Genomic DNA, 21,837 nt, shown 5'->3' on the forward strand with positions numbered 1-21,837 from the left:
GCACTCCTTTGTTTTTCCCTCAGGTAGTCAGCGACCTTTTGGATCATCGCCTGTTTCTGCGCAATGCGGTCGCGCAGCAGGTTTAAATGCAAGGAGCGACGCATCGCTCCTTTGCCATGGTGACCGTGGCGGTTCAGGGTCAAGCCAACCCAAGTATCGACCGGGCTTGTGCAGGTGTCGCGACCGGGCGTTCGTACTGCGCGCAGATGTTTGCAGTGCATTCGACCAGAGCGGCATTTGACGGGGCCAGAGTATTTCTATCCATTCGAACGTTGTCTTCCAAACCTGTTCTGGCGTGCCCGCCCGAAGAGATCGCCCAATCGTTCAAAACGATCTGGTTTGGACCTATCCCGGCCGCGCACCACGGTGCTCCGGGGAACAACCTGTTCACCGTTTTGACGTAAAAATCGAACACGTCCCGATCAGCTGGCATCGCGTTTTTGACACCCATCACGAACTGTACGTAAGGCGTATCCTTTATCTTTCCCTTCTTGTGCATCTCGGCAGCCATCAGGATATGGCTCAGGTCAAAGGCTTCTATCTCTGGCTTGACATCATACTCAATCATCTCAGCCGCGAGCCAATCAACAAGGTCAGGCGGGTTTTCATAAACGCGCGTTGGGAAATTGTTCGAACCAACTGATAACGAGGCCATATCCGGCCGCAACGGCAGCATGCCACCACGTGTCTTGCCCGCGCCGGAACGCCCGCCTGTGGAAAACTGGATGATCATACCGGGGCAGTGCTTCTCCAGCCCTTCTTTCAGTCGGGCAAATTTCTCGGGATCGCTCGAGGGCGTTTCATCGTCGTTGCGCACATGGGCGTGACAGATCGCGGCCCCTGCCTCGAACGCTTCCTGCGTGCTTTCGATTTGTTCTTCCACAGTTGTGGGAACGGCTGGATTATCGGCCTTGGTGGGCACAGACCCCGTAATTGCCACACATATGATACACGGTTCCGCCATTTTACGCCTCTTTTGGTGCGAGTACAAAGTCGAACTCAACATCCCAATATGGCCCGTCAAAGCCAACCTCTTTTGACCGCGCCGGGTCATCGACGCGCTTGAATTCAGCGATGAGACTTTCTTTGACCCCAAAAACCGCGTCCGAATTTATATATTCGTCGTCAGGATCAAAGATATGGGTCGTCAGATCATCAAACCCTTCTTTCGAGACGATATAGTGCAGATGCGCGGGCCGGTAGGTGTGCCGCCCAAGGCGATGCAACAGGTCGGCAACCGGGCCGTCATCAGGGATCGAGTAGTTCTTGGGCCGAACAGCGCGGAACCAATAGGTTCCGTCAGCCCCCGTGGTAAAGACACCGCGCAGGTTGAAATCTGGCTGGATACCCTTTTGCTGGACGTCGTAGAAACCGTCATCATTGGCCTGCCAGACATCAATCTTGACGCCTTCCAGCGGATTGCCGTCCACATCGGTAACGCGCCCGCGAACGACCATGTCCTCGCCCTTCTGGTCAAGGCAGATATTGTGCCCCATCTCGTATTCCGGCGCGCCGCCCACATGGAAGGGGCCGAGCACGGTGTTCTCTGAGGCTCCGGTCGGACGGCGCGAGTTTACGGCGTCCACCAACATCGACACACCCAGCACGTCAGAAAGCAGAATGTATTCCTGCCGCCAGTCATCGCACATGTGCCCCACCTTGGTCAGGAACATGATCGCCTCGAACCACTCCTCCTGTGTGGGTTCAATTTCTTTTACGGCTTCATGGAGCTTGCGGATAACAACCTCCATCACCTGTTTAAGCCGTTCGCTTTCCGCATTCTTGTTGCGCGCAGAAACAACCTCGGCCGAGTTTTCCTCGGTAAAGTATCCCAACTCATGCGTTTCCATAGTAACCTCCAAACCTGTGTAAGCTTGATCCGACTTCGCTCAGCGCGAAAGGATTGCGCTCAGCGCACGTCTTAATTCGGCTTCGGCATCGGCGGGCAATTCTGCGGAGCGCCACGCGACGTGTTGATCGGGACGAACCAGCAAACAGCCGGTATCTGAGATTTCGGATGCTCTTGCCCAATCCCCTGTATGGTCAACATAGGTTTGGCGCGGCCCGATGACATGGCACCGAATGGGCATCCCGAACTCAGCGGACACGGCCAGGGCTGCTGTCACCCACGCTTCGCCGCCTATGCCGGTGAAAACTGTGAACTCTCCGCGACCGCACAGATCCAGCGTTGAATGCTTGTTGCCCGTGTCGTGATCAAAAACCCAGACATGCGGAATGCGCGCACCCGGCCATGTTGTCGGCTGATAATGCAGCTCGGCGTCTTTTTCGAAGCCGGGATCAGGTTGGCCGTCTTTTTCAACCGCGCATGAGTCGTAGCGTTGGTTCATTTCGACGCCATGCGCATCAAACTCATACTTCTTGAACGCAATGGCCTCGCGGATCGCCTGCCGTTGGGCCTGTGCGTCAGGTGTCGAGCCCGTGCGTGCCTCAAGGTTGCTTTGCATAACCTCCGGATCAACTCCTTCGGCCATTCCAAGCGCTTCAAAAATGGGTCCGAATTCGCCAATAGACTGGTTGGCCCGCGTGACAATCTGCTTGGCAACCGGCGCGCGTTCTTCGCTGTAGCTGTCCAGCAACTTTGCCCCGGCATGCCCTTTCAGAACGGCAGCCAGTTTCCACGCGAGGTTAAAGCTGTCCTGGATCGACGTGTTCGAACCCAACCCGTTCGAGGGCGGGTGACGATGCGCCGCGTCGCCCATGATGAACACACGATCTTTCTGCATATGCGTGGCGTACATGTTGTTGACGGTCCAGGTGTTGGCGCTGATCAGCTCGATCTCAAGCTCGGGGTCACCAACAAGCTGGCGTGCAACCTGCGTTGCCATGGCCTCATCGACCTCGGGCGCTGGTTGATTGATGTCATAGCCCCAGACAATCAGCCACTCGTTCCACGGCCTGACCATCCGCACCAAACCCATGCCGATGCCGCCCACATTCGCGCCGGGTTGCATCACCCAGTAAAGCACCGAGGGGCGATGCGCCACGTATTTGCTGAGGTCAGCGCGGAACAGAATGTTCATCGACCCGCCGACCCCCATCTGCCCCTCAAAGGGCAGACCCGCGTGTTCGGCGACCAGCGAGTTACCACCATCGGCGCCCACTAGGTATTTCGACCGCACCGTTAGGGTCTCGCCCGACAGGCGATCAAGACACGTGGTCGTGACACCGTCTTCATCCTGTTCGTGGCTCAGGTACTCGGTACTCATCCGTGCCTGCGTGCCACGGCGACAGGCAGTGCCAAACAAGATAGGTTCCATGAAGGTTTGCGGCAGGTCATTCATCATGGTCGGGCTGGACAACAGATGTTCAGCCTTCGAAAGCGGATGATTGCCCCAGCTTTTCATGCGCCCGATTTCTTCACCGGCCAGGCTTTCGCAGAACACGTTTTCGCCCATCAAATCCTGATGCGCGGCATGCATATAGGCTTCGGCCTCGACCTCGTGCCCGAGATCCCGCAAAACCTCCATCGTGCGTTGGTTGGTTATGTGCGCCCGCGGTGTGTTGGCCAGCCAGCGATAGCGGTTGATGACCATATTCTCGATGCCATAGCTTGCCAGCAAAGCCGCCGTGGCTGATCCCGCCGGGCCAGTGCCAATGATCAAGACATCTGTTGTGATGGTGGCCATGTTGCGCTTCCTTCTATTTGTCAGTTTTTGGTGTGTTGGCGCCGTCTTGCGGATTGGTCAGCACAAGGCGACGGCGTACGGGGAACAGTTGCAGCCCGGTTTTTTCAGAGATCAGCCCCCACAGACCGCGCGGAGCAAAGAGCATGACCACGATCCCGATCAGCCCCAGAACCATGAGGTACCAAGAGCCGTAATCCGCCAGCAGACTTTGCAGGATAAAGAACACGAGGACACCAAGGATCGGACCTTCGATCGTGCCGATCCCCCCGATCACGACGATGAAGATCACGTAAGCTGTCCAATCGGTGACCGAAAACGCGGCGTCGGGCGAAATGCGGACCTTTTGAACATAGATCAATGCTCCGGTCAGGCCGGTTCCCATTGCTGAGACAAGGTAGACCAGCCATTTCATCCGCGCCGCATCAACGCCAACCGATTTGGCGGCTTCGACATTGTCGCGCACAGCAGCCAGCGCCAGACCGCGCTTGGTTCGCAGCAGCCAATAGATCCCAGCAATCGTGGCAATCACCAACCCAAGGGCCAACCAATATGTCAGGATATCCCGCGCAGCAGCCCCTCGGACATCAAAGGTGGCCTGTATCCACTCGGTCGCCCACATCTCACGCGTTGCCGTGCGCGGCAGAGAGGTGCCGGTGCCTCCACCCAGCAGCTTCCATTGGGCGACCAGCAGGCGCATCACCTCGGCGATCACCCATGTGCCGATGGCAAAGTACGCACCTTGCAGGCGGAAGGCGAAGAACGCCGTGGGAATGGCGACAATCAAGGCCGCAACTCCGCCCAGAAGGATCGCGGGAACCGGGTCCATGCCCCAAAGGATCACGCCACCGAACATGGCGTAAGCCCCCATGCCCACAAAGGCCTGCTGACCCACGGAAACAAGACCACCATAGCCCGCAAGCAGGTTCCAGAACTGCGCCAGCACCAGCATCGTGAAGATGAAAAACAGGTCTTGGATCAGACCCCTGCCGGCAAAGGCGGGCAGCAGGATGAACACTGCGATCAAGACGACGCAGACTGCCCCGGCACTGTATGAGGCGCGCGTTTGCGTCCTGACGCGATACATCGGGATATCAGCCATCAGTCCACCGCCCTTGGAAACAGGCCTCTGGGTTTGATCAGAAGCACGATAAGAAAGGCCAGATGACCAGCCAGGATTTGCCATTCTGGATTGATCGCGGCACCAAGCGTTTGCGCGACGCCGATGATGACACCGCCCACAAGCGTACCCCACAGGCTGCCCAGCCCACCGATAATCACCGCTTCGAACGCATAGATCAGACGTGCAGGGCCGATATTGGGGTCGAAGTTCGCCCTCATTCCCAGATAGAGGGCCGCCAGCGTCACCACCAGCATCGCAATCGCGGTTGCGGTTGCAAATATGCGTTCCGGGCGGATTCCCATCAGACCGGCGGTAACGGCATCATCCGATGTGGCACGGAAGGCTCGGCCCAGTTCGGTGCGATAGAAAAGCTGGTTGAGGCCAACGATCACAAGAATTGCCGACGCAAAGGTTAGCAGCGGCAGCACACCCAGGTTCAAACCGCCTAGCTGAACCGAGGCCGTTGCGATCTCACCAGTTGGCAGCCGTTGGCTATCTGCCGAAAACCCTTCCAGCAAAGCGTTTTGCAAGACGACCGACAAGCCGAAGGTGACCAGCAAGGGTGGCAGGATGTCAGGCCCAAGCACCCGGTTCAGAACATGCCGCTGCAAGGCCCAGCCGACGCCAAACATGATCGGTGCGGCGATGATTGCTGCCAGAAATGGGGAAAGTCCCAGCAGCGACACAAGCAGGAGGATCAGGTAAGCGGCGAAGATGATCAGGTCGCCGTGGGCAAGGTTGACCAGTCTCATGATCCCGAACACCAGGCTCAGCCCGGCGGCGAAAAGCGCATAAAGCCCCCCCAGCAGCACACCCTGAATGATGGTGTCGATCCAGATCATATGGTGGCTCCTCCGAAATAGGCATCATGGATGGCCTCGCGGCTGAGCGTGTCCGCTGCCCCCTCAAGGGTGACACGGCCTTCCATCATACAGTAGACGCGGTCCGAGACCTTCATCGCTTGCCCGATATCCTGTTCGACCACGATCAGGCTGGCCCCTGCGTCCTGAATGCGGGGGACGGCAGCGTAAATGTCCTTGATAACCACGGGGGCCAGTCCAAGGCTGATTTCGTCACAAAGCAGAACGCGCGGATTGCTCATCAACGCCCTGCCAATCGCAACCATCTGCTGCTGACCGCCCGAAAGTGCGGTTCCCGGATGGTTTCGGCGCTCTTGCAGAATGGGGAACAGATCATAGACCGTTTCAAGCGACCAATGTCCCGCGACTTTCCGGCCATAGGTTCCAATAAGCAGGTTTTCTTCGACACTCAGCGAAGGAAACAGCCGGCGGCCTTCGGGTACCATTGCAACACCGCGCGCCATGATCTCATCCGCAGTCAGGTGGCCAATGGGCTGACCGTCAAACTGCACCTGATCTGTTTCATTGATCAAAACGCCTGAGATGGATCGCATCAGGGTCGATTTTCCCGCGCCATTCGCGCCGATGATTGCAACGGCCTCGCCCTCTTCCAGACGGATATCCACGCCGAACAAGGCCTGAAAATCCCCGTAAGAAGCCGTCAGCGCATGGGTTTCCAGCAAACTCATCAGACTTCGATCCCCAGATAGATTTCTTTGACTTCGCGGCTGTTCATGATCTCGTCCGGATCACCCAGGCCAATTACCTTGCCGAAATCCAGAACCAGAAGCCGCTCAACCACGGATGTCAGCGCATGAAGGACATGCTCGATCCAGATGATCGTCACACCGCTGGCGTGCAGGCCTTTGATCGTATCAATCAGGGCAGTGCATTCGGCATCCGTCAGCCCACCGGCGATTTCATCCAAAAGCAGCAGCTTTGGACGTGTCGCCATCGCCCGCGCCAGTTCCAGGCGCTTGCGTTGCAACAGCCGAAGACCACCTGCGGGGTTATTCGCCACCTCCGACATTTCTGTCTGTTCCAGAATTCGCACGCAGTCTTGTTCGACCTCGTGCTCTGACTTGCCCTGCCCGTGTGTTGCGGCGACAAGCAGGTTTTCAAAGACGGTCAAGTGATCGAAAGGCTGGGGAATTTGGAAAGAGCGCCCAATTCCAGACAGGCACCGCTGCATCGGCGGAACGCGGGTCACGTCAGCCCCATCGAAATGGATCGACCCCGCATCAGACGTCAAATTACCGGTAATCAAATTGAACAGCGTCGATTTGCCAGCGCCATTGGGACCAATGATGCCAAGCGCCTGCCCCGCCGCGACGTCAAAACTGACGTCGTCTGCAACTGTCAAAGCTCCGAAGCTTTTCGAGACGTTTCTAAGTGAAAGAATTGTCATACCGGTAGTCCTGCCCCGGAAACCGGGGCTTTGGTTTTGAAATGATCAGGAGATTTCTTCCATGACGCCGGCTGTTGGAATCTCGGGCGCTGAAGAATTGTCGACGATCACAAGGTCGTAGCTGCCATCGTCAAGCAATCGCCACTGCCCACCGACCAACGGCGTTTTTGCGACGTTCTTCGCGGCAAAGGGTGGCAGTCCCGCGCCATCAAACGCGATCCGGCCAACGATCGACTCCAACTGCGTTGCAGCGATTGCTTCCGCCACTGCGTCTCCGTCACCGGCGTCATCGACGCGGCCCATGACATTGGCTGCCATTTCGAACAGCGCATGCACAAAACCGATGGGTTGGGTCCATTGCCGGTTGGTGGCGGCCATGTAGCCTTGCGCCAATTCCGCCGAACTCGACCCCGTCAACGAGGAGGAGAATGGATGCGTCGGAGACCACCATACTTCGGAACTCAGGTTGTTGCCTGCGGTGCCCAATGCCTCGACCGCTTGCGGAAACAGGATCGCCTTACCGATACTTGCGGCCTTGGGAGTGAACCCTTGCTGTTTGGCCTGGCTCCAGAATGTTGTGAAATCGGGCGGGATCGGAACGCCGGTTACGATTTCAACATTCGCCTGTCGGAACGCGTTGATCTGGGCCGAGAAATCGTCGGTCAGGTTTTGATAGCGTCCCGGGTCCGTCAGGGTATATCCCAGCTCGGACAACACAGGCGGGAAGCCAACATTTGGATCACCCCAGGCGTTGCCGTCACCGTCGTTGGGGAACAGGCCGCCAACTTGCTTGTTGGTCTCCAACTGTCCCCACATAGCAGTGAACACTGAAATCACATCTTCCAGACCCCAGAAGAAGTGGTAGGCATAATAGAAAGGTTCCCAGCTTGACGGATCACCGGGGTTGCCTTGCTGCCCGATGAACCACGGCTGCCACGGGGCGACGGTTGAGATACAGGGCATCTCTTCGGCCTCGCATGTCGCGGCGACCGGGTTCGTCGTTTCGGGCGTTGAGGCGACAAGCATCAGGTCAATCTCATCATCCACAATCAATTCACCCGCGACATCCGCGGCCCGGTTCGGGTTTGATTGGCTATCTTTGACAATGACTTCGAAATTCGCACCAGCCTCTGACGCGGCAAAGTTGTCCAGAATGAATTTGTCCGCCTCGGAAAACGCAGCCAGCGGCCCGGACTGAGGGCTGACATATCCGAGTTTGATTTTCGCACCCTGCGCGATTGCAGGTGCAGCTAGAGAGCCTGCCGCAAGGCCAAGGCCGGTTGCAGCGCTTGATTGTAACAGTTTGCGTCTTGTGATCATGTGTCCCTCCCTTGACACGGTGAACTCAAATGCCCGGGGCGTTTCCAGCCCAGGCGTTTTGCAGCAGCGCCCGCAACCCATCAGCGGTTATTGGCCGTGGGTTCCAATACGGGTTCCTGAGTGCAATCTCGGTCGCGCGATCCAGATCGGCTTCGGAAATTCCAAGATCCTTCAAAGCCATTGGCGCGCCCATTTTCTTGGCAAAATCCCAAAGCGCCTGCCCTGGCTCGCCACCATCCAGTATTTGCGAAACTGGCGTCAGCAGTTCAGGCACACCCACGGCGTTGTAAGCAATGGCATGCGGCAGAACGATTGCGTGGGTTTCGGCATGCGGCAAGTTGAAAGAGCCGCCCAGCGTGTGACAGAGCTTGTGATGCAGCGCCATTCCGACCTGACCAAGAACGGTGCCGCAAGCCCACGCCCCACGTTGCGTTTCTTCTCGCGCCTTTAGATCGCCTGGGTTTTCGACAACGTTTGGAAAGCCTTCGGCAAATGCTTTGAGACCATCAACGGCAAGTTCGGTCGTTTGATCCGTGCGGTCCTTGGCGTACAGCGCTTCGGCTGCGTGGGCCATGGCGTTCAAGGCGCTGGTCACGGTCATCGCGGGCGGCAGTGTCGCGACAAGTTCGGGATCGTACAGAATGACGCGTGGCAGAACCTTCGCATCTGTCAGGGTTTTCTTTACCCCACCCTCCGTCTGCCCAAGGATCGGGGTGGCCTCGCTCCCGGCATAGGTTGTTGGGATCGCGATCTGGGGCAACCCGGTACGCAGGGCAATTGCCTTGCCTAAACCGATGGTCGAACCACCGCCAATTGAGACTAGGCTATCGGCTTGAATTGACAGGGCATGCTCAACCGCTTCTTCGGTCACGTCGACCGGTGTGTGCATCGTTGCGCGAGTGAAGAGGCCCGACGCACGATCACCAATCGCGGTCGCCAGTTCCATCGCCATATCCACCTGCTGAGGTGTCGAAAGCACGAGCGCCTTTTCAGACCCCAGCTCTGACAGCTCGGAACAAATGTCGTTACGCAAACCAACACCAAACCGGACCTTCTGACCATTGATGCTGGTGATGCCAAATGCCATTGAAGTTCTTCCTGACCTGCGCGGACTTATCGTGTTAGGGAAATCCTAGCAGGTTGCGAATTCACTCTTGATCGAATTTTGGACGATCAATATAACTTTGGGTTATGAAGCTCGACCCAAGACATCTTGAAATCCTTGCAGCTATTGTTGAATCCGGCGGGTTGACCGAAGGCGCCGCTTTGCTGGGAAAATCACAGCCAAGTGTTTCACGGAGTGTTTCCCTGCTGGAAGACCGCGTGGGTGAGCCCCTGTTCCTTGCCGCCCGAAGACCGCTTCAGCCCACAGAACTTGGATTGGCACTTGCCCAGGAAGGCAAAAGGATTCTTGAGGCGGGCCGACACGCCAGCTGGCTGGTGGATGAGCATCGTCAAGGGCTGTCCGGCGCAGTCCGGGTTGCGGGCACGCCGATCTTCATGGATGGCGTAATCTCTAGTGTTATCGCAGAATTTCAGGCCGAGCATCCAAACATCCGGATCGATCAGTCATATGGCTACCCCGCCGAGCTGTTGTCCAAGATTTCCAGCGAAACGCTTGATGTGGCAATTCTTCCAATTCGACCAGCCGACCTGTCAGAAGAGTATGAGTTCCGGCAAATCCTGCCCGGCAGAAACGTCATTGCCTGCCGTGTCGGTCATCCATTGGCGCGCAAAACCGAAGTAAAGCTTGAGGACATCACCGAGTATTCCTGGATTGCTCCGCCAGCGAACAGTCCGCTGTTCCGCGACCTGAGGAACACGTTGGACGGCATAGGTGTGCGGGAACTGAAGATCAGTTTCACCGGAGGCTCGCTGAGTGCTGTTGTTAACGTTCTGGCGGGATCAGATTCACTGACAGTCCTGCCATTTTCGGTCGTTTTCATGATGCAACGGCAGAATATGATGACATCCTTACCGATTAAAATCGGGGACCCGGACCGCCATTTAGGATGCGTCATGCGTCGCGATCGCCGAATGTCGGCAACCTCAAATCGGTTTCTGGCTTTTGTCGAGCGGAAATTCGAACTGCTGGACCGTTTGATATGCAAGGCTTGACGCGCGTTTGCGTCAGCGTGTGCACCGCTGCCGGTTGGCAAAGGGTCTTTCAAATCGGGCAGATCGCGCGTTGAAAGTGGAAGCAACAGACATCCAGCAAGATGCCTTCTGTTCTCACCGTCAAATCGGGCTAATATCTTAAGCAGCACCCCAGAACGCTCAAAAGGTGTACAGAATCGCCCGCAACAAATACTCTAGTGTGATGCAACGCAACGACCTTTCACGTCAGAAAGAAACCGACCTTCCAGCTGCGCGCAAATCAACTGAAACAGAGATCAGCGATTTCCTGTTTCAGGCCAAACAGCTGGCCGCGACGCAGTCCGCGTCGCCCGGGCGAATGATTTTTGCGTTGGATGCAACCATGAGCCGCCAACCGACGTGGGACATGGCCTGTGCCCTACAGGGCGAGATGTTCTCTGCCGCTGAGGCGGTCGGCAACCTGTCTGTGCAGCTTGTCTATTTTCGCGGCAATCAGGAAGCTCGCGCCTCTCGGTGGGTCAATGACGCAAACAGCTTGCGCGCGATGATGGAGAAAATAGATTGCCGAGGCGGTTTGACCCAAATTGCCAAGGTCTTTAAGCATGCCAAGAAAATGGCCGAGCAAGAGCCCCTGACCGCTTTGGTATATGTCGGCGACTCAATGGAAGAAGACGTGGACAAGCTATGTGGGCTGGCCGGTGAATTGCGCCTGAACGGTGTTAAAGTGTTTGCATTTCATGATGGTGCTGACCCAACAGCCGCAATCGCGTTCCGCGAAATCGCGCGGCTGACCGGGGGTGTCTACCTGCCGTTTAACGCAGGGTCGGCCGATGAATTGAAGGCGCTTCTTGTTGCGGTTGCCACATATGCGGCTGGCGGTCGAAAAGCGTTGGAGGCGCTTGATAACTCGCAGGCCAAACAACTTCTGTCAGACATGCGCTGATGCCTCCATTCCTGACCGTTGTCGCCAGTGCTGTCGGTTTAGCGTTTTTGCTGTGGGTTCTGATGAACGCGGCCCGGTCTATCCTAGGCAGCCGCGCGCAAAGGGCGATGGGTTTTGCGTTGATTGCGATTGGTGTGGCGCTGATAACCACACGTGCTTTTGCGCTTGCAGTGCCTCTGGTAATCATGGGCGTCAGTTTGGTTCTGCTCAGAGGATCATCGCTGGGCCAAACCAGCAAAACGCGCACATCAAAGGTGCGCTCAGCGCGTTTGGAAATGACGCTTGACCACCAGTCAGGAAAAATAGACGGGCGGATTCTGACCGGTAAACACGAGGGCCAGCTGCTTTCAGACCTCGACCTGACAGAACTGATGTATCTGCACGCGGCAATCGGTGATGATGATGAAACTGAGCGATTGCTTGAAGCTTACCTTGATAGTGCGCACCCCGATTGGCGCTCTTACACCCAAGAAGACAAACCCCCGAACTTGCACCCGCTCAGCAAAGAAGAGGCGTACCAGATTCTTGGCCTGAATGCGGGCGCCAGCGCCGAAGAAATCCGTGAGGCGTACAACCGGCTGATAAAACGCGTACATCCTGATCAAGGCGGCTCAGCTGCGTTGACAGCGCAAATTACCGAAGCAAGAAACATTCTGCTTGGCGACCAGAATTAAGGGGTTTTCGCCTACTCAGAAGGTACGGTGCCCAGCGCGTGGCCGGACGACCGTTTAATAGGCGGTGAATGTGCGAGACGCATGTGCCCAAGGGATCACACCGAAAATAAAAAGTGGGATTCTGATTTTTCCTGAGTGTGGTACCCGCGGCCGGACTCGAACCGGCACGGCCTTTCGGCCCAGAGATTTTAAGTCTCTTGTGTCTACCATTCCACCACGCGGGCAAAGCGTGTCAGGCCTTAACCGGACCTCAAAACTCACTACGGCCATAAGGCCTTAGAAACAATGGCTTCCCGAGAACGCGGCAGGAAATTAAGCCTGTTGCAGTCAGAGGTTTAGCCACATTTGATTGCCATCAACCCGGTTGAGCCGCTGACGTCAGAAACTCTTACTGCCAACCAGTCCGATTGAAAAGCCGCTAAGTTGAATTGTTCCAATCCAACGGTCTAATGACAGCGACCGCGAAAGGATCACCTGCCGTATCGCGCTTCTGTCCGCTTACAATCGCGAACTGAAAGATGGCCTAGGGCGAAAAAAGTTGTGTCACAAGTCCTTTTCTACCCAAGCGCTGATCCGCCATCAGCCCTAATCATTCACTCGCTGGCAAGGGCATGTTTCAGGGCAAAATAAGACGCCTTGGGTGTTCGCTTCAGGGTATCGAAATCCACATCCACCAACCCAAAGCGTTTTTCATAGCCCAAGGCCCATTCGTAGTTGTCCAGCAAAGACCAGACAAAGTACCCCTTTACCGGAACGCCTTGGTCAAGCGCCGCCTGAACGGCAGACAGATGCTGATCCAAATAGTCGATACGGTCATTGTCCTGGCTACGCTGCGGGCTGGCCATACCGTTTTCCGTCACATAGATCGGCAGATCACCCGTGTACTCTGTGGCCGTACGAAGCAGAAAACGGGACAAGGCCGCCGGATCAATCTCCCATCCCATCTGTGTTTTGGGCAAGGGCCCGGGAACCTCACGCAAGCTCGGCCATGGCGTTTCCGCAGGCGCGATCAGCTTGCGGGTGTAGTAGTTTATACCGCACCAATCCACCGCAGCACCGATTGTATCGAAATCAGTCTGCCACCCATATGGCAAATAGGGTTCAAGCCCGTCCAGAACTGTATCGGGATACGACTTCTTAAATACGCCGCCCAAAAAGAAACGGTTGTAAATACCGTCATAGCGTGCAGCCGCCTGTTGCGCCTGCGGGCTGTCGTCAGCCGGTTCGGCCCATTCCAGATTAAACACGGCGCCCAAATTGGACATGCCCAACCCCCGCATCACCTCGATCGCGCGGCCATGGGCCAGCAGGACATGGTGCATCGCACGGGCTGTTGCGCGAATATCTCGCAGGCCGGGGGCGTGGTGACCTTCAAAATGGCTCAGCCAACTGACGCACCACGGCTCATTGATCGGGGCAACACTGAACATGCGATCACCGATACGGCGCATGATGATTTCGGTGAAATCTGCGAACCATCCGGCGATATCCCTGTTCCTCCATCCGCCCAGATCAGCCAGCGGCGAAGGCAGCTCCCAATGATACAAGGTTGCGCAGGGACGGATGCCGCGCTCTAGCAAGGCATCCGTTAGCCGGTCGTAGAAGTCCAAACCTTCCTGATTGACCGGGCCGCGCCCTTCTGGCAGCACACGCGCCCAACTGGTTGAAAAGCGATAGCAGTCGAAACCTGCCCCCTTTATCAGGTCCAGATCATCTTCGAACCGAGTGTAGTGGTCGCAGGCCACATCCCCGTTTTCCGCGTTTACGACATTTCCGGGCGTGGCTGCGAAACTGTCCCAGTGGGTCATGCCAGCACCCCCCTGCCCATGTCCTTCGATCTGATAGGCCGAGGTTGCGACCCCAAACAGGAAATCGTCTGGAAAATCACTTCGCTTGTGCTTCATTTTACAACCTCTGCCGAACCGGACCTGTTGAGTTGCCGACCACAAGCTCTGCTTCAAGAAGGCAAGACTTTGGCGGATCATCGGGTGCATTTATCCGCTCGATCAACATCTCAGCCGCAAGTTCGCCGGCACGGCGCACGGACGACCGTGTGGCGGTGAAAATCGGAACGTCCTGGCCGTTGCGCATGTAAGACAACTCATCATCATGCGCGATGACCGATATATCGCGGCCCATTTTCAACCCGTTTTCCTCTAACGCGCGACGGACACCAACCGCCGAGATGATGGACGAGGCCAGAATGGCAGTGGGCGGGTCATCCAGTTTCAGCATGTCACATACGGTCTGATACCCGTAAATCTCGGTCATCTCTGCGCTGCGCAGCAACGCCGGATCGGGTGTAAACCCTGCCCTTTGCAGCGCCGCCATGTAGCCGTTACGGCGACGTTGCGCAAAATCCATCTCTTCCAAGCCGTTGATCAACGCGATACGTCGATGCCCCAGATCAATCAGAAACTGTGTTGCCCGCTCGAAAGAACGTTGGTTGTTAACGTCGATCCAATCATAGGGTAAGTCCACACCGGTCGAGCGGCCATGCACGATGAATGGAACGCCCATATTCGACAGCACGGAAATCCGCGGTTCGTTTACTTTGGGCCCCTGCAGAACAACGCCATCAACCGCACCGCGTGAAAAAAGGCTGCGATAGGAATCCTCGATCGAGGTGTCCGGCGCGTGGGTAAACATCATATTGTAGTTTTTTTCGGCATAGGTCCGGGCAGCGCCGGCGACAAAGTCGCCAAAAATCGGGTTCACCATCTCGTGCCGTGACGACGTTGGAATCACATGCCCGATCACCATCGAACGCCCCGTCGCCAGCCCTTTGGCACGGATGTTTGGCCGGTATCCATGCTTGTCCGCCGCAGCCTGCACACGAATGCGCGTACCCTCGTTCACCTCGGGGTATCCGTTCAGTGCGCGGCTAACCGTGGTCTGCGACAAGCCGAGGATTTCAGAGAGCTGCTTGAGGTTCATGGCTTTCAAAGCGCCTTCAAATTTTTTGCCAGATACGTTTTCAATCCATTTTTATTCCACGTCAACCCGCCTTGCCCCTTGCGCTAAACCTCAACAAATAAACTTTCCTGTTCCCGATATTGACAGAAACTCGATGTTAGCGGATAAAGCTGGGTATTCAAAGCGCTTTGAAAACCGAGTCTCAAAAGGCGCTGGAAAGTGATGGGAGGAGAAGTCATGAAACACTCGCTATACGCAGGTGCGGCCGTGTTTGCCTTGATGGCCGGTTCGGTTCAGGCACAAAGCGATCTGCTGCACGCCGTCGGGGACGGCAGTTTTGACTGGGATGGATACCAGGCCTTCGCAGATGCGCATGACCTGAGCGGCGAAGACCTGACTATTTTCGGGCCTTGGCTGGCGGGTGAAGGCGAAGCATTCGAAAACCTCGTCGCGTATTTCAATGCAGCGACGGGTGCGAATTCCAGTTATGTGGGATCGGACTCGCTGGAACAGCAAATCCTCATCGATGCAGCGGCAGGGTCGGCGCCGAACCTGACCGTGTTTCCCCAACCCGGCCTTGCCGCGAACATGGCAAAGAACGGATACCTGACGCCCCTGGCCGAGGGATCGGCAGATTGGATTAAAGACAACTTTGCTGCGGGTCAGTCCTGGGTGGATCTTGGAACTTTTGAAAACGCCGAAGGCAACCAGGATTTCTACGGCTTCTTCTTCAACGTGAATGTCAAATCCCTGGTCTGGTACATCCCTGAGAACTTTGAAGATTTCGGATACGAAGTTCCTCAGACCATGGAAGAATTCAAGGCGCTTATGGATCAGATGGTTGCTGACGGCGAAACACCGCTATGCGTTGGCCTTGCATCTGGTGGTGCGACCGGATGGCCCGCGACCGACTGGGTTGAGGATCTGATGCTGCGGACGCAACCCCCCGAGGTTTATGACCAATGGGTCTCGAACGAAATGAAGTTCGACGATCCGCGCGTGATTGCAGCGATCGAGGAATACGGCAGCTTTACACGCAACGATGATTACGTTGTGGGCGATGCCGACGACACGGCGGCAATCGACTTCCGCGACAGTCCGAAAGGTCTGTTCGACAGCCCGCCTGCCTGCATGATGCACCGTCAGGCCTCGTTCATTCCGGCCTACTTCCCAGAAGGCACCGAGCTTGGGGTGGATGCCGACTTCTTCTACTTCCCGGCCTACGCAGAAAAAGACCTGGGGACACCGGTACTGGGGGCAGGCACGCTGTTCACCATCACCAATCCAAACCCCGCCGCCGAGGCGTTCATGGAATTCCTCAAGACCCCGTTTGCTCATGAAATCATGATGTCTCAGGATGGTTTCCTCACCCCGCATCTGGGTGCAAATCCTGACAATTACTCAAACGACACGCAACGCGGGCAAGGCGAAATCCTGACCAACGCCACCACGTTCCGTTTCGACGGGTCCGACCTGATGCCGGGCGCGGTTGGTGCGGGTACCTTCTGGACCGGAATGGTCGATTACTCGTCGGGCGCGAAAGACGCGGCCACTGTCGCTGGTGAAATCCAGTCCTCGTGGGACGCGGCAAAGTAACTGACGCGTGGGGCGGCCACCGGGTCGCCCCAAATTCACAGCGAGTGAGGGCATCATGACACCGGCACTTCAAGGCCTGCTGACCATCGCCATCGGTGTGTTGGGTTGCGTGGGATATTTTTATCTTTCCAATCAGTTTCTTGACAAGGTTCTGTGCCCTCCGCGCGGACCAAATGCGGGCCGCAACATCAACCGGGCGAACATGATCCGACCGTGGCTGTTCTTGTTCCCGGCAATAGCAGCGCTTGGGTTGTATCTGGCCTACCCGGTCGTTGAAACGCTGCGCCTTTCTCTGACTGAGCGCGTGCCGGGCGGTGGATACCAATGGGTTGGCCTCGACAACTACGCACAGATGGCGGCTGAGCCCAAATTCTGGGAAGCGATGCGCAACAACATGCTCTGGCTCATCGTCGTCCCCGCAATGTCGACAGCGTTTGGCCTGCTGGTGGCGCAGCTAACGGACCGCATCCGGTGGGGTAACGTCGCGAAATCACTGATTTTCATGCCGATGGCGATTTCATTTGTGGGTGCCTCGGTCATATGGAAGCTGGTCTACGACTCACGCCCGGAAGCCGAGGATCAGATCGGCATCCTGAATGCTTTGTATCTGTTCTTTGGCGGTACCGACCCGCAGACATGGCTTACTATTCCGTTCTGGAACAGTTTCTTCCTGATGATCGTTCTGGTCTGGATTCAAACCGGCTTTGCCATGGTTATCTTGTCCGCCGCGCTGCGCGGTATCCCTGAAGAAACGATTGAGGCTGCAATTCTGGACGGCGCGAACCCGTTCCAGATTTTCTTTCGCATCAAGGTGCCTCAGATCAAGGCGACTATTCTGGTCGTTTGGACCACGATCACCATCACCGTGCTCAAGGTCTTTGACATCGTTTTCGCGATGACCAACGGCCAATGGGAAACGCAAGTTCTGGCCAATTACATGTATGACAAGCTGTTCCGCGCCAATGACTGGGGTGTCGGTTCGGCGTCGGCGATGGTGATCATGCTTCTGGTTACTCCGATTCTGATCTGGAACGTCCGGCAGGTCCGAAACGAAGGTTCGCCTTCTTTGGGTGGAGACTGATAAATGGATAGCTTTGCAGGTGAAAAACCGGCCCTGAGATGGGTTGTCCATGCCTCGGTTCTGTTTCTGGTGGTGTTGTGGGTGGTTCCGACGCTGGGGCTTTTGATCTCGTCCTTTCGCACGGCGGATCAGATCGCGACAAGCGGTTGGTGGCGTGCGCTATTCCCGTCCGAGCAGAACCTGACCCTGCGCAGCGCCGCGCCTGAGACACAGGTGCTGGAAGATGGGCTGTATGTCATTCAGGGCAAGCTGTTCGGCGACGATCAGACAGTAAAAATCTCAAGATGGGGTATCAGTTCGCGTGAAATTGATGCCTTCACACCCGGTGAAACAGCCGAGCTTCGCCGCGGCGGGACAATCACTGTTGACGGGGATGGAAACTACCGGATGGAGAACACCGAGGAATTCACCGGCAATCGCGGCGCCCGGATTTTCGTGACCGCCGAGCTGCCGCCAGAGTTCACGTTCGACAATTACCAAACGGTTCTTTTCGACAAAGGCAGTTCTGACAGTATGGGCCGGGCGTTCTTCAGTACATTGACCGTAACAATCCCGGCGACAATCATCCCGATCCTTGTTGCGGCTTTTGCTGCCTATGCCCTCGCTTGGATGGATTTTCCAGGCCGGGCGCTGCTGATCGCCGCTGTGGTGGGCCTGTTGGTCGTGCCGCTGCAACTGGCATTGATCCCGCTACTCAAGTTCCATCTGAATATTGGAATCGGTAAAGGCTATCTGGGGGTCTGGCTGGCCCATACCGGTTTTGGGATGCCGTTGGCGATCTACTTGTTGCGAAACTACATGGCCGGGCTGCCCCGCGACCTGATTGAAAACGCGCGCGTCGATGGCGCGACCGAGTTCCAGATATTCACAAAGCTCATCCTTCCGCTCAGCTTTCCGGCACTGGCATCTTTTGCAATCTTCCAGTTCCTTTGGACATGGAATGATCTGCTCGTCGCAAAGGTGTTCCTGATCGATGCCACGGGCCAAACCACGGTCATGACAAACCGCATCGTCGAGCTGCTGGGCACTCGTGGCGGCAACTGGGAAATCCTGGCCACGGCGGCGTTCGTCTCAATCGCGGTGCCGCTGGTCGTCTTCTTTGCAATGCAGAAATACCTGGTCCGCGGACTGCTGGCCGGATCAGTCAAATAAAGGCGTGTTATGAACGTGCAGAACATCACAAAACAACAAGATGCAACCCAGGTTTCGTCCGACTGGTGGCGCGGTGGCGTTATCTATCAGATCTATCCTCGAAGCTTTCAAGACAGCACCGGCGACGGGATCGGGGACCTTAACGGGATTACGCAGCGCCTGCCCTACATCGCTTCGCTTGGGGTGGATGCGATCTGGATTTCGCCGTTCTTCAAGTCTCCGATGAAAGATTTCGGCTATGACGTCAGCGACTATCGCGCCATTGACCCAATGTTCGGCACGATGGAGGATTTTCGCACCCTTCTGGAGCAAGCTCATGCGCAGGGTCTGAAGGTGATGATCGACCTCGTTTTGTCGCATACATCGGACAAGCACCCCTGGTTCAGCGAAAGCCGCGCCAACCGGGATAATCCTAAGTCAGACTGGTATGTATGGGCCGACCCGAAACCGGACGGAACTCCGCCCAATAATTGGCTTTCGATTTTTGGCGGGTCCGCGTGGCAGTGGGATACGCGGCGTCAGCAGTATTACCTTCACAATTTCCTTACATCCCAGCCCGATCTGAATTTTCACTGCGTCGATGTACAGGATGCGCTGCTGGACGTGGCGCGGTTCTGGCTGGACATGGGGGTGGACGGGTTCCGCCTGGATACGATCAACTTCTACTTTCACGACAGTCAGCTGCGCAACAACCCTGCCCTGCCCCTTGATCAGCGTAACGCCACGATCGCGCCGCAGGTAAACCCGTACAACCATCAGGACCACGTGTATTCCAAAAGCCAACCGGAAAACATCGCATTTCTTGAACGCCTGCGGGCTTTGACAGATCAATACGAAGGCCGCGCTTGCCTGGGTGAGGTCGGCGATGCCCAGCGCGGGCTGGAGCTTATGGGGCAATATACCAGCGGCGATAAACGGATGCATATGTGCTATGCCTTCGAATTTCTGGAAAAACGCGCTTTGACCGCAGCTTATGCCAAACAGGTATTTGATCAGCTTGAAGACAAGGCCGGCGATGCATGGCCCTGCTGGGCTTTTTCCAATCACGACGTCCAGCGCCACGGCACGCGTTGGGGGCTGGACGATGCCGCCTTGCGGCAGCACGCAGTATTGATGATGTGCCTGCGCGGCTCTGCCTGCCTGTATCAGGGTGAGGAACTGGGCCTGCCCGAGGCCGACGTGCCCTTCGAAAATCTGCAAGACCCTTATGGCATCGAATTCTGGCCCGAGTTCAAAGGCCGTGATGGTTGCCGAACGCCAATGGTCTGGGCGGCCCAGGACGAACACTCTGGCTTCAGCACCGCCAACCCGTGGCTGCCGGTAAGCCAAACGCAAGCGGAACGTGCCGTGGACCGGTCCGAGCGGGACCAGGAGTCGATCCTGCACCACTATCGCCGCGCGATTGCCCTGCGTCATGCACATACGGCCCTGACATCGGGGGCGCAGGTTGACATGACCCAAACAGGTTCCGTGCTGACGTTCATACGCGAGGATGCGACCGAACATGTATTCTGCGCGTTCAACCTTGGCCCTGATACAGCCGAGGTCGCGTTGCCGCAAGGCGATTGGCGCGTAATTGGCGAGGATTTGGGGGCTGTGGATGCGGTCGGAACCGCCGTTCTCAAGGCCGCACAATTCTGCTTGCTGACCAAGGAAAAGAGGTAAGCCATGTCGGAACTCAAGCTCACGGATGTGGCCAAGACCTATGGGTCGGTTGACGTGCTCAAGCATATCGATCTTGAGATTGATACCGGCGAACTGATCGTGTTCGTCGGGCCTTCGGGCTGCGGGAAATCCACCCTGCTGCGTATGATTGCCGGGTTGGAAAAGATCTCAGGCGGAACGCTGGAGATTGAGGGGCAAGTCATGAACGACGTCCCCCCCGCCCAGCGTGGCATAGCGATGGTGTTTCAATCCTATGCTCTGTATCCGCACATGACTGTGCGCGAAAACATGGCCTTCGCGCTGAAGATCGCAAAAATGCCCAAGGCTGAGGTCGATGCCGCCGTCGACCGTGCCGCCAAAATTCTACAATTGGAACCCTTTCTGGACCGTCTTCCCAAGGCGCTGTCGGGCGGGCAACGTCAGCGCGTCGCCATCGGACGGGCCATTGTGCGCGACCCCAAGGTTTACTTGTTTGACGAACCCCTTTCAAACCTCGATGCCGCCCTGCGCGTTGCCACTCGTATCGAGATCGCGCGCCTGAAAGAAGCGATGCCCGACAGCACGATGATCTACGTCACCCACGACCAGGTAGAGGCCATGACACTTGCCAGTCGTATCGTTGTTCTCGCCAATAAAGGGATCGCGCAGGTTGGTACGCCGCTTGAACTGTATGAAACGCCCGATAACGAGTTCGTTGCACAGTTCATTGGCTCACCCGCGATGAACTTACTTCCCGGCGTGATATCCAAGACAGGGGAACAGACCGCGGTCACACTTGAGGCAGGCGGAACAGCCATTTCCTCCATTGCAACCGACCCCGAGCAAATGGGCCTAAAGGTCAATATCGGTGTGCGGCCCGAGGATTTCTTTGCCGACGACGACTCCGGCTTCATGGAAGGAGATGTCGACTTCATTGAAGCCTTGGGGGAAGTCACCTTGTTGTATTTCGCAAGTGATCCAGGGTCGGACGGGATTGTGGCAAAGTTTCCAGGAATCGGAAAAAATCTGCGGGGTCAAACCCTTAAACTAAATGCCGACCCTGCCAAAGTACACCTGTTTCACAATGGACTGTCGATAAGAAAGAGGTAACAGAGCCCTGTCGCTGCACCAAACACGGGACCTTGTGTTGCTTCATAGCCCGTAATCAACTGTTGCGGACAGACCGGCTGTGGTGATCTCTCTCAATAAGTCCCGCCAGCAGGATCTTTGATGGTCTGTGCGTATATTCCTGCAAGCAAGTGCTGATGCACGATCAGCGAGTGTTTCGTCCTTCTTTAGCGGCCCAAAGTGCGCCTTCCGCGCAGCAATCTCTGCGCGTTGTATCGCGATCCATTCTTCTGCGATTGATACAGTTCAAA

Annotated in this window: 19 protein-coding genes and 1 tRNA gene; 8 read left to right on the forward strand and 12 right to left on the reverse strand. The window is 56.5% G+C overall.

Features of this window, described 5'->3' with window-relative positions; translation table 11 throughout:
* Nucleotides 1-139: 139 nt before the first annotated feature.
* The 9 genes from AVO44_RS03405 to AVO44_RS03445 are packed head-to-tail and all read right to left on the reverse strand — an operon-like array spanning nucleotide 140 to nucleotide 9,442.
* Nucleotides 140-964: a 3-oxoadipate:acetyl-CoA acetyltransferase gene (locus AVO44_RS03405; protein ID WP_068332475.1), complete on the reverse strand. Its 825-nt coding sequence runs from the start codon at nucleotides 962-964 to the stop codon at nucleotides 140-142.
* A gap of 1 nt (nucleotide 965) precedes the next feature.
* The gene (locus AVO44_RS03410; protein ID WP_068332476.1) at nucleotides 966-1,850 is read right to left on the reverse strand and encodes an intradiol ring-cleavage dioxygenase; all 885 of its coding nucleotides are present in this window, start codon (nucleotides 1,848-1,850) and stop codon (nucleotides 966-968) included.
* 39 nt (nucleotides 1,851-1,889) lie between these two features.
* Nucleotides 1,890-3,647 (reverse strand): FAD-dependent oxidoreductase, encoded by a 1,758-nt coding sequence (locus AVO44_RS03415; RefSeq protein ID WP_068332477.1) that lies wholly within the window; start codon nucleotides 3,645-3,647, stop codon nucleotides 1,890-1,892.
* Between the two features lie 13 nt (nucleotides 3,648-3,660).
* Entirely contained in the window at nucleotides 3,661-4,746 is a 1,086-nt protein-coding gene (locus tag AVO44_RS03420) for a branched-chain amino acid ABC transporter permease (protein WP_233421905.1), read from the reverse strand.
* Nucleotides 4,746-5,609 carry a branched-chain amino acid ABC transporter permease gene (locus AVO44_RS03425; protein ID WP_068332478.1) on the reverse strand — a complete coding sequence of 288 codons (864 nt, stop codon included), beginning with the start codon at nucleotides 5,607-5,609 and terminating at the stop codon, nucleotides 4,746-4,748. The genes AVO44_RS03420 and AVO44_RS03425 overlap by 1 nt, the downstream gene beginning before the upstream one ends.
* On the reverse strand, nucleotides 5,606-6,316 hold the full coding sequence (locus tag AVO44_RS03430) for an ABC transporter ATP-binding protein (RefSeq protein WP_068332480.1): 711 nt from the start codon (nucleotides 6,314-6,316) through the stop codon (nucleotides 5,606-5,608). The genes AVO44_RS03425 and AVO44_RS03430 overlap by 4 nt, the downstream gene beginning before the upstream one ends.
* Entirely contained in the window at nucleotides 6,316-7,035 is a 720-nt protein-coding gene (locus AVO44_RS03435) for an ABC transporter ATP-binding protein (protein ID WP_068332485.1), read from the reverse strand. The genes AVO44_RS03430 and AVO44_RS03435 overlap by 1 nt, the downstream gene beginning before the upstream one ends.
* Nucleotides 7,036-7,080: 45 nt before the next feature.
* Complete coding sequence (locus AVO44_RS03440; protein WP_068332488.1) at nucleotides 7,081-8,355, reverse strand: ABC transporter substrate-binding protein; 1,275 nt, start codon at nucleotides 8,353-8,355, stop codon at nucleotides 7,081-7,083.
* 25 nt (nucleotides 8,356-8,380) lie between these two features.
* A complete protein-coding gene (locus AVO44_RS03445) occupies nucleotides 8,381-9,442 on the reverse strand; it encodes a maleylacetate reductase (protein ID WP_068332491.1) in 1,062 nt (353 codons plus the stop codon).
* 104 nt (nucleotides 9,443-9,546) lie between these two features.
* Between AVO44_RS03445 and AVO44_RS03450 the strand changes: the two genes are divergently transcribed.
* The 3 genes from AVO44_RS03450 to AVO44_RS03460 all read left to right on the forward strand — a co-directional run bounded on the left by AVO44_RS03450 (nucleotide 9,547) and on the right by AVO44_RS03460 (nucleotide 12,069).
* Nucleotides 9,547-10,473, forward strand: a complete 927-nt coding sequence (locus AVO44_RS03450; protein WP_068332495.1) for a LysR family transcriptional regulator — start codon at nucleotides 9,547-9,549, stop codon at nucleotides 10,471-10,473.
* Nucleotides 10,474-10,675: 202 nt separating this feature from the next.
* Nucleotides 10,676-11,395 (forward strand): vWA domain-containing protein, encoded by a 720-nt coding sequence (locus AVO44_RS03455; RefSeq protein WP_068332498.1) that lies wholly within the window; start codon nucleotides 10,676-10,678, stop codon nucleotides 11,393-11,395.
* Entirely contained in the window at nucleotides 11,395-12,069 is a 675-nt protein-coding gene (locus AVO44_RS03460) for a DnaJ domain-containing protein (RefSeq protein ID WP_068332501.1), read from the forward strand. Before AVO44_RS03455 ends, AVO44_RS03460 begins: the two co-directional genes overlap by 1 nt.
* A 138-nt stretch (nucleotides 12,070-12,207) precedes the next feature.
* Here the strand turns inward: AVO44_RS03460 and AVO44_RS03465 are convergent.
* The 3 genes from AVO44_RS03465 to AVO44_RS03475 form a co-directional block, all read right to left on the reverse strand.
* Nucleotides 12,208-12,293: transfer RNA gene (locus tag AVO44_RS03465), tRNA-Leu, on the reverse strand.
* Nucleotides 12,294-12,662: 369 nt separating this feature from the next.
* Nucleotides 12,663-13,973, reverse strand: coding sequence for a GH1 family beta-glucosidase (locus tag AVO44_RS03470; protein WP_068332505.1), 1,311 nt, complete (start codon nucleotides 13,971-13,973; stop codon nucleotides 12,663-12,665).
* Between the two features lies 1 nt (nucleotide 13,974).
* Nucleotides 13,975-15,006 carry a LacI family DNA-binding transcriptional regulator gene (locus tag AVO44_RS03475; RefSeq protein WP_068332508.1) on the reverse strand — a complete coding sequence of 344 codons (1,032 nt, stop codon included), beginning with the start codon at nucleotides 15,004-15,006 and terminating at the stop codon, nucleotides 13,975-13,977.
* Nucleotides 15,007-15,222: 216 nt separating this feature from the next.
* On the opposite strand from AVO44_RS03475, the gene AVO44_RS03480 reads away from it, so the two are divergent.
* Genes AVO44_RS03480 through AVO44_RS03500 form a run of 5 tightly spaced genes read left to right on the forward strand, consistent with a single transcriptional unit; the run spans nucleotide 15,223 to nucleotide 21,568 of the window.
* On the forward strand, nucleotides 15,223-16,581 hold the full coding sequence (locus AVO44_RS03480) for an ABC transporter substrate-binding protein (RefSeq protein ID WP_068332511.1): 1,359 nt from the start codon (nucleotides 15,223-15,225) through the stop codon (nucleotides 16,579-16,581).
* Between the two features lie 55 nt (nucleotides 16,582-16,636).
* Nucleotides 16,637-17,662, forward strand: coding sequence for a carbohydrate ABC transporter permease (locus tag AVO44_RS03485; protein ID WP_068332514.1), 1,026 nt, complete (start codon nucleotides 16,637-16,639; stop codon nucleotides 17,660-17,662).
* 3 nt (nucleotides 17,663-17,665) lie between these two features.
* Nucleotides 17,666-18,814 (forward strand): carbohydrate ABC transporter permease, encoded by a 1,149-nt coding sequence (locus AVO44_RS03490; RefSeq protein ID WP_068332517.1) that lies wholly within the window; start codon nucleotides 17,666-17,668, stop codon nucleotides 18,812-18,814.
* Between the two features lie 9 nt (nucleotides 18,815-18,823).
* Nucleotides 18,824-20,479 carry an alpha-glucosidase gene (locus tag AVO44_RS03495; RefSeq protein ID WP_068332519.1) on the forward strand — a complete coding sequence of 552 codons (1,656 nt, stop codon included), beginning with the start codon at nucleotides 18,824-18,826 and terminating at the stop codon, nucleotides 20,477-20,479.
* Between the two features lie 3 nt (nucleotides 20,480-20,482).
* On the forward strand, nucleotides 20,483-21,568 hold the full coding sequence (locus tag AVO44_RS03500; RefSeq protein WP_068332523.1) for an ABC transporter ATP-binding protein: 1,086 nt from the start codon (nucleotides 20,483-20,485) through the stop codon (nucleotides 21,566-21,568).
* Nucleotides 21,569-21,837 lie beyond the last annotated feature (269 nt).

Source organism: Ruegeria profundi (genome assembly GCF_001507545.1).
GTDB classification, from domain to species: domain Bacteria; phylum Pseudomonadota; class Alphaproteobacteria; order Rhodobacterales; family Rhodobacteraceae; genus Ruegeria; species Ruegeria profundi.